The organism is Anaplasma bovis (assembly GCF_036903315.1).
GTDB lineage: Bacteria > Pseudomonadota > Alphaproteobacteria > Rickettsiales > Anaplasmataceae > Anaplasma > Anaplasma bovis.
In genome coordinates, this window is sequence record NZ_JAWLNY010000007.1 from 20,035 (window position 1) to 27,925 (window position 7,891).

The following is a 7,891-nucleotide window of genomic DNA, read 5'->3' on the forward strand; positions in this document are numbered from 1 at the left end:
CAGTATTCGCATTAGTGATGGCCTTGGCCGTCGTCAGCGCATTTTATATGTGAAATACTTCCTTTACATGCTGTGGTGAGAGCGGCATAAGTGTCGTGCACAAGTGTTTTCTTGTGTGTACCGTTGGTGTAGGAGTATCCCATAAATACTTGTGCACTTTGCGAACACGCAGATACCGCGCTTGATGCACGGCTATGTATACGCGACACAGCAGAATAAGCGCCAGTACCTTTGCATCCCAATAGGATAAAAGCAAACACCTTGTCTCCAGCGTAACCCACTATGTCGGTGTATCTCAAATTTGCACTTATCGAATCAACAAATGCTTTGTACACATCATCTGTTAGGTCATATGTGCGAGAGGTAGCCGTATCTAATGAAGCCATTGCTAGTACAATATCTATTGAATATCGCCTCGAGAAGTCTAATACCGTTGATATCTCTTTACCTGTAGATTTCGGATCAAGAATGCCAAGCGTATCGTCAATCTTGTGACGATAATTTGGGCCGAGAACACTTTTCCTGAAAGCATTCAGCTTTTGAGAGATGCTCACATCGCGTATGAGAATCTCATAGTTTATGGTGTTTCTGTTGGAAGATGTGCGAAAAACCTTTGCCTTCACCTGTACTGGCTGCATGTTTCTGTTTAGGAAAGCAAAGTACCTGATTTTTGATACTACATCTTCGAAATCTCTGCCATCGTCGCTATATTCTATGTAATCATCAATCATCTGCCACGTTTTTGGATCAAGTACAGAATGTAGCGGTTTCGATACTACAGAACTTTTGTCATCTAGCATGAAGAATTCCAGAGCTGGCTTGTTGACGTCAACTACCACTACATCGCGCTGTAGATTATTCTGCACTACAGATATAACTAGATCACTTTCTTTCAATGCTACAATAGAAGTACCCATACAGCTTCTCCCATACAATTTAGTTGCTGTATCACAGCGACATGCCTGGGACAGGATAGCCACATAAACTTATCAGGTGATTAACGAAATCTACACACAAGCCATGTGCAGAAGAACTGTGCACGAGTGCGGCCGACAATGGCTAGCTCGATGAGAAAAGCTTACTATGAGGGGCAGCCCTCTCCAGTAGGAGAACTCCATAGACCTTCTAAGTCATAATATGCGCGCACATCTGGCATAAATATGTGCACTATAACGTTATCTAGATTTACTATGACCCAGTTCTTGTTTCTGAGGCCTTCCACACGTAGCCTCTGTTTGTTTGGCATTTTGCTTTTAACGTACTCAACCAGTGCTTTGACATGATTAGGTGAATTTCCAGAAGCAATAACCATGTATTCGGTAAACGAACACCTACCGCTCACGTTTATTTCCACAATGTTACTCGCACTGTGCTCATCTAGTACGGAAACCACAACATCCTTTAAATGCTGCGCCTCTTGACTTGCCGTAGTCATTACTAACCCCACCGAAAACACCACACCGGTCGTAGTAGCCTTACTGTATACAATTAACCCGGTATGCACCCACTATATTATAGAGTATTTTTACACTTTTCACTATCATGGTTCTGCGTAAGGCATGGTTATTTTATGAACATTGTGTTTGTCGTCATCTGTGTCGTTTTGTTGTCGATTTCTTCGCAGGTATCTGGTGCTCAAATATTCCGGGACATTGAAATAGAGGAAGTCATAAAAAAAATAAGTGCTCCACTATTCGGGGCTGCGAATGTAGATGTGAGTGCGATAAAGGTATTTGTTGTAGATGACGATTCAATAAATGCATACGTCTCCTATAACCACATATTCATTCACAAGGGACTTCTTGTCTTCTCCAAAGATCCTGGGGCTGTGGCAGGGGTTATAGCTCACGAAATAGGTCACATGTTTCATAATCACATAGTGAAGCGCGAAGGCGAGCGCATGAAAGGAATGGTGATTGGAGGTCTAAGTTACGTACTCGGTATGATAACCTCGATAATCGTGGATCCTAGGGTAGGCCAAGCTATTGTATCTGGCGGGAGTGCCGTGGGGTATGGAAACTTTATGGCATATAGTAGATCTCAGGAGGAAGTTGCTGATCAGTGTGCGCTAGAGTATCTTGATATGGCGGGCTATAGCAAGGATGGACTATTAGACGTCCTGCGGCATTTTAACAAGAATGAGATATACAACACTGATGCGGATAAATACATGGTATCGCACCCATTCAGTGAACAAAGGTTGAAAAGAATCCATAACTATAAGGAGAGGAGGGAACCGATAGGGTTTCTGAATGAAGATAGAGCCATGTTTTCAAGGGTAGTTGAGAAAGTAGAGGCTTTTATGACGCCTATAGATACGCTAAGGAGTAAAGAGCTTTCCACTTATATGAAGTCGATACTGAACTATAGGGAAGGTCGCTCAGAACAGGCACTTAATGATCTAGGCATTTTAATAAGCATGTCCCCCACGGACCCTTATTTGTTGGAAGTAAGGGCTCAAATTTTATACAAACTGGGGAAAATAGACGCATCTATAAGGGATTACGAGATGGCTCTACGTGAGCTTCCGGGAAATATACTCATGGAGTTAGAATTGGCTCAAGTATTGACTCTAAAGGATCCTAATAGCGCACTTAGACATCTGGAAAAAATTCTGCTCAGGGAAAGGAATGATCCACATGTATGGAGACAGTTGGCGCTGGTTTACGGGAAGATAGACAAGATTGACATGACATATTTTGCTCTAGCGAATAGCTTTTTCCTAGAAGGGAACAGTAAAATGTTTATGAGATATGTCAAACTATCGAAACAACACCTTAGAAAAGACAGTATCCATCTTAAGAAAATACTAGATCTGGAAGAGGCAGCTGCCTAACATGGAAAAGTATGTTCGTATTGATTGCACCTGTATCACGAATGCACTGACCAGCTCTTTGACCTTGGGTTTTTTATGAAGTCACCCACATTTAGATTCTCAGCGGTAGCTCGCCTATTATGTTACGCCTTTATCACGGAATGCTGTGGGACAGTAGTGAGCTAGTAAAGGTATAGCTTCAATTGTTGTTACGGGTGTAGTTATTGTGAAGATTCCTACAGGAGTGGGTAAATGATGAAGTATCACGGCGCCATGATGACCTCCGAAAGGATAGCGGGACGTTATAGTGACCACATAAACTGTTAATCTGGAGCAGGAACTCAGCTTTGCTTAGATGATTTTTCTTACATTGGTAAACCCCCATATATGTGCACCATGGAAGAGAATGCACTGATAGGTGCAACGCTGAATTATAGTGTGACATCGCATATGAAAGGAAGTCCTGACAACGCAAGAGGTAGTGACAACGCAAGAGGTAGTGGCTCCATGATGAGCTCCCTGGCCTCGGGTTTTGTCGGGTATTTACCTCACATTTAGATTCTCAGCGGTAGCTTGCCATATATATATGTGCGCTATGGAAGAGAATACACTGAGAGGTACAACGCTGAATTATAGTGTGACAACATATAAAAGAAAGTCCTGACAACTGAGAGGTAGGAGCTCCCATGACAAGCTCTTTGGCCTCGGGCCTTATAGCTGCACCTCTAGATTCCCAGCGGTAGCTTGCATTTTTTCACTACATCCGAGTCCATATTGAGCAATAAAGACTCTAGTGTGACTTCTAGTGTGCTATGCGAAAATCGAGCGCATATGTCACATGCAGGCACAAGCACAAAGTCCCGTTCGTGTATCCTCTTGTGGGGAATTGTAAGAGTTGTGTCTTGTATAGAAGATCTGCCGTAGAACAGTATGTCTATGTCTATGGGTCTTGGAGCCCACACTCCCATATTACGACGTCCTAGGCTCTTTTCTATGTCCTTTATGCTAGTCAGTAACTCAGTGGGAGACAGGTGAGTGTATCCAGAAATTGCCATGTTGAGAAAAGGTATATCCCAATTCAGGGGTGCATTTTCAGGCAGCAACGCCTTGCTTTCGTATACGTAGGAGTACTTTCTGTTACGCAATGGAAGCATCTTTGATGCCGTTATTAAGTTATCTAATCTAGATCCCAGGTTGCTCCCTAAAGCCAATACTATCATACCACCCTGTTTAACTTAGGAACACATGAGCATTTATGTATCCTTGTAGTGTGACATCGCATACCTCATGTCACATAACACACGTATAGTAGCCGTTACTGAATTTTTTGTATCTGGCTTCCAGGTCATCCATACTTACCTTAGCTATACCAGGAATGGTAAGTGTATATTCCCCTACAGTTTTGCCTATTAAGCCATATGGTGTTCCGGAAAATATTTGCTCGAATTCCTGTTGTTTATGTGGGCTTACGGTTACTAACATTCTGCTTTGTGATTCGGAAAACAGCACTGTTCTTGCCCAATCATCATCCTGCTGTATTCCATGTGTAGGTACGGCAGTAAGATTTATTTCTGCTCCCATGTTGCCGCCTATAAGAGATTTTATTATACCTACGGCCAAGCCTCCGATTCCGAGAGAAATAGCAGAATCGAGTATACCCATGTTTGTTGCGTAGTTTAACTTTCTATACAATGCAAGTGCGTGTTCTGCATGTACGTGCGGGACTTGGTTATTACCTCTACCACTGTAAAGCTGGTATTCTGACATACCAAGCTCATTAAAAGTTGTTCCTAGCACGTAAATTAGACTGGGCCCCTTAACGTGTTGAGAAACCGCATTCTCTATGTTATCGATTATGCCCAGAGTCGATATTAGTAAGGAGGGTAGTGCGGATACATGCACATCGTTTCCGTCAATGTCATACCCGTAAAAATCGTTAAACATGCTGTCTTTTCCGGATATGAAAGGTGTGCGAAACTTCACTGCATAATCATAACACGCCTGTGCAGCCTTCTTTAGCTGCCACAATCTTTGTGGATTTGTTGCGTCACACCAGCAAAAATTATCTATCAACGCTAAGTGGTCTACATCCCCACCTACAGATACATAGTTACGAATGGCAGTGTCTACTGCGCACGCAGCCATGCAATATGGATCTATTTCTCCGTAGACAGAGCCAAATCCTTGGGATTTCACTATGCCACGTTTTGACGACAATAGTGGCCTCATCACCACGGCGTCTACCGTGATTTTACCTTTTCCCTGTATAGGCTTTATTACAGAAGATCCCTGCACCTCATGATCATATTGCGAAGCTAGAAATTCCCGGCTGAAAACGTTTTTTCTTCCCATCATTTCTAGTAAGTCTTCCTCAATGCTAGTGTCCGACAGTTCAGTGGTTGTTGACACATACCTTGGTGACCATGGTTCGGTGTGCAACGCCAATTTTGGGCAGCCATTGTGCAGAAAATTGGTGTCTACATCCATGATAGTGGTGCCGTTATACGAGACAACAGCCCTACCTGTCTGGTTAAATTCGCCAACTATACTAATTTCAACATCATGCTTGCGCATTATAGCTTCTAGTGCGGGGTATTTATCGGGTGGCACAGAGAGAGTCATCCTCTCCTGAGACTCGGAGATCCATACTTCCCAGGGCATTATCCTATCGGTTTTTAGAGGAACCTTGCTCAATTCTACTACAAATCCTTTCTCCCCCATTTCCCCTACAGAAGAAGAAAGACCTCCTGCTCCGTTGTCCGTAATGGCGTGGTACAAGCAAAGATCACGGGCCTCTTTTATGATTGCGTCAGATAATTTTTTTTGAGTTATAGGACTTCCTATCTGGACTACTGTTGAATCTGCACTGTCTTCCAGTGCATTAGAGGAAAATGTTGCTCCATGGATACCGTCTTTTCCAACTCTACCACCTATTACCACTATATAATCGCCGCAATGTGCAGTTTTTTTGTGCGATGGTTTTTCTCCAATTTTTTTCGGTATGATTCCAGTGCTACCAACAAAAACAAGCGGTTTTCCACAAAAGCTACTGTGAAAGTACATAGATCCAAGCGCAGTGGGTATGCCAGAACGGTTTCCCCCCGAGTTTACTCCCATTATGACACCGTCCATTACCTGGGAAGGAGAAAGAATTGGCTCCGTACATTCCTTATCCCTATACAGAGGTTTTTCTAATGGCTCCGAAAAACAAAAGTAATAAGAGTTCAGTATAGGTTTTGCACCCATTCCAAACCCTATTATATCCCTATTTACCCCAAGGATGCCTGTTTCAGCTCCTCCAAAAGGATCGAGGGCAGATGGGCTATTATGTGTTTCCACTTTATCAACAATCAAAAAATCGTCGTCGAACACGATTGCACCTGCATTATCGGAAAATGCCAAAATACAAATGGGTGAATTAATCTCTGTAGTTGCCCGTTTTATGTAGTGTCCATACAACCCATCAGTTATTTCATCTATAGGAGAAGAGAAAATATTGTGCTTACAATGTTCTGACCATGTTTGTGCGAATGTTTCCAACTCCAGGTCTGTAGGATTACGATCTTCCTTTCGGAAGTAGTCTCTGATAGCGTGCATTGACGCGAGAGACAAGTTTAAGGCCCCCCGGTTCTTTATGCCTAATTTGCTAATTTTTAGAAGCTCAGAATCATCAATATTCAAATTTACACTGCATATGTCATCGCTTTCAACAAGGGTAGCGCCCACAAGTTTAGGTGTTAGATGAGATATGGGATGAGGAGTTGGGCATGGATTAGCTACCGAGACGCGAGCGCCAACAGATCTGTTTCCTGTAAATTTGACCTCAAACAATTTACCGCAAGGCTGCCTAGTTACAGATTTGCAGTACTTTATGAGCGGATTATAGGATACATGAGCGTTTGTAGATGTTTCAAAAAAAGAAATTTCTGAAGTATGTGCAGTAACACCTTCTATATCCAATACGTCCATGATTATTTGTGCGGCAGTATTGCCTACATTATCCGTAGTGCCCGGTAAATAAGCCACCTCTACAAGGTGCTCCGCTTCAAAGATGTCGAATAAGTCGTAGGGTTGAGCAGATATTACGTTTCTATACCCTGGAACGTTTGGTGCATATACATGATCTTCGTATACAAATGCGTAGGACTTGTCTGTGACACCATTTGATAAAAGTTGCGCTATGCGTAGCACATGGTCACGGTCTATGCTGTGAGGGAAGCATATTGTGTATGCCAACTTTTTGTCTTTGAGACGTAGTGTACTATCTACTGTGATGTTTACTATCATGCTGCCGCTACTTTCTAAATTCAATCATATATTATTGTAAACGCCTCAGTTTTGACATCTAAAAATCGCGCACAAGTGTTCTTAATCATCTATCTGGAAAATGCATCGCTGTGTGCTACTGTCTCAAAGGCACAGCTTTCAAGAAGCTGCACCCTTCAGGCGGAGATAAGCCGGATTCTGTGTTATGTAGTCATTCGTCTGGGATATGCATCACTGCGTACCTCAAGCGGCTTACCCGGGCAGTACTGTAAAGGAAGGTATAATGCCCTTCTTAGCCTTGCTCCTGGTGGTGGTTACCTAGCTGCTACGTGTTACCACTAGCACGGTGCGCTCTTACCGCACCTTTTCACCCTTACTCCCAAATAGGAGCGGTAATTTTCTGTGGCCCTAACCTGGAGTCACCCCCGGCAGGAGTTACCTGCCACCATCTTCCCTTGGAGTCCGGACTTTCCTCTGTACGCAAGTACAGCGACTACAACTCCACCTGAACCCGCATTCTAATTCATATTTGTGATTTACACAACATATGGCTATCCGCAAACCTGTACCTGGTGAGTTTCAAAACGTCGCGCATGCGAAGGTTGCGTCTGAAGAGATTCCGGAACATAGATCATATGATCATCTGCAAACTGGCGAGTTTCAAGCCGCACTACTGCGTGTCTGTGGGGATTCCCGGACATCAAATATGTGACATGCCTCCTGACGGGTTTTTCAAGATGTGGCGCATGCAAAGGTGCCTAGAACATAGTCCATACGGCTACCTGTGAAAACTCGTGCCAAACAAGTTTT

5 protein-coding genes and 1 other RNA gene are annotated in these 7,891 nt (G+C 43.3%); 1 reads left to right on the forward strand and 5 read right to left on the reverse strand.

Annotation, left to right across the window (positions count from 1 at the left end; genetic code table 11):
- Positions 1 to 11 precede the first annotated feature (11 nt).
- Both R4I06_RS01300 and rsfS read right to left on the reverse strand, forming a co-directional pair.
- The gene (locus R4I06_RS01300; protein ID WP_334413693.1) at positions 12 to 917 is read right to left on the reverse strand and encodes a diguanylate cyclase; all 906 of its coding nucleotides are present in this window, start codon (positions 915 to 917) and stop codon (positions 12 to 14) included.
- Positions 918 to 1,081: 164 nt separating this feature from the next.
- A complete protein-coding gene (gene rsfS, locus R4I06_RS01305) occupies positions 1,082 to 1,435 on the reverse strand; it encodes a ribosome silencing factor (protein WP_334413694.1) in 354 nt (117 codons plus the stop codon).
- 135 nt (positions 1,436 to 1,570) lie between these two features.
- Between rsfS and R4I06_RS01310 the strand changes: the two genes are divergently transcribed.
- Entirely contained in the window at positions 1,571 to 2,836 is a 1,266-nt protein-coding gene (locus tag R4I06_RS01310) for a M48 family metalloprotease (RefSeq protein WP_334413695.1), read from the forward strand.
- Between the two features lie 704 nt (positions 2,837 to 3,540).
- On the opposite strand, the gene folK is transcribed toward R4I06_RS01310, so the two are convergent.
- The 3 genes from folK to rnpB form a co-directional block, all read right to left on the reverse strand.
- A complete protein-coding gene (gene folK, locus R4I06_RS01315; protein WP_334413696.1) occupies positions 3,541 to 4,035 on the reverse strand; it encodes a 2-amino-4-hydroxy-6-hydroxymethyldihydropteridine diphosphokinase in 495 nt (164 codons plus the stop codon).
- A 70-nt stretch (positions 4,036 to 4,105) separates the two neighbouring features.
- Complete coding sequence (locus R4I06_RS01320; protein WP_334413697.1) at positions 4,106 to 7,102, reverse strand: phosphoribosylformylglycinamidine synthase subunit PurL; 2,997 nt, start codon at positions 7,100 to 7,102, stop codon at positions 4,106 to 4,108.
- Between the two features lie 151 nt (positions 7,103 to 7,253).
- Positions 7,254 to 7,590, reverse strand: an RNA gene (rnpB, locus tag R4I06_RS01325) — RNase P RNA component class A.
- Between the last annotated feature and the right edge of the window lie 301 nt (positions 7,591 to 7,891).

Coding starts and splice junctions, on each gene's coding strand:
- R4I06_RS01300 (WP_334413693.1), bottom strand. CDS start 917: ATGGGTACTTCTATTGTAGCATTGAAAGAAAGTGATCTAGTTATATCT.
- R4I06_RS01320 (WP_334413697.1), bottom strand. CDS start 7,102: ATGATAGTAAACATCACAGTAGATAGTACACTACGTCTCAAAGACAAA.
- R4I06_RS01310 (WP_334413695.1), top strand. CDS start 1,571: ATGAACATTGTGTTTGTCGTCATCTGTGTCGTTTTGTTGTCGATTTCT.
- folK (WP_334413696.1), bottom strand. CDS start 4,035: ATGATAGTATTGGCTTTAGGGAGCAACCTGGGATCTAGATTAGATAAC.
- rsfS (WP_334413694.1), bottom strand. CDS start 1,435: ATGACTACGGCAAGTCAAGAGGCGCAGCATTTAAAGGATGTTGTGGTT.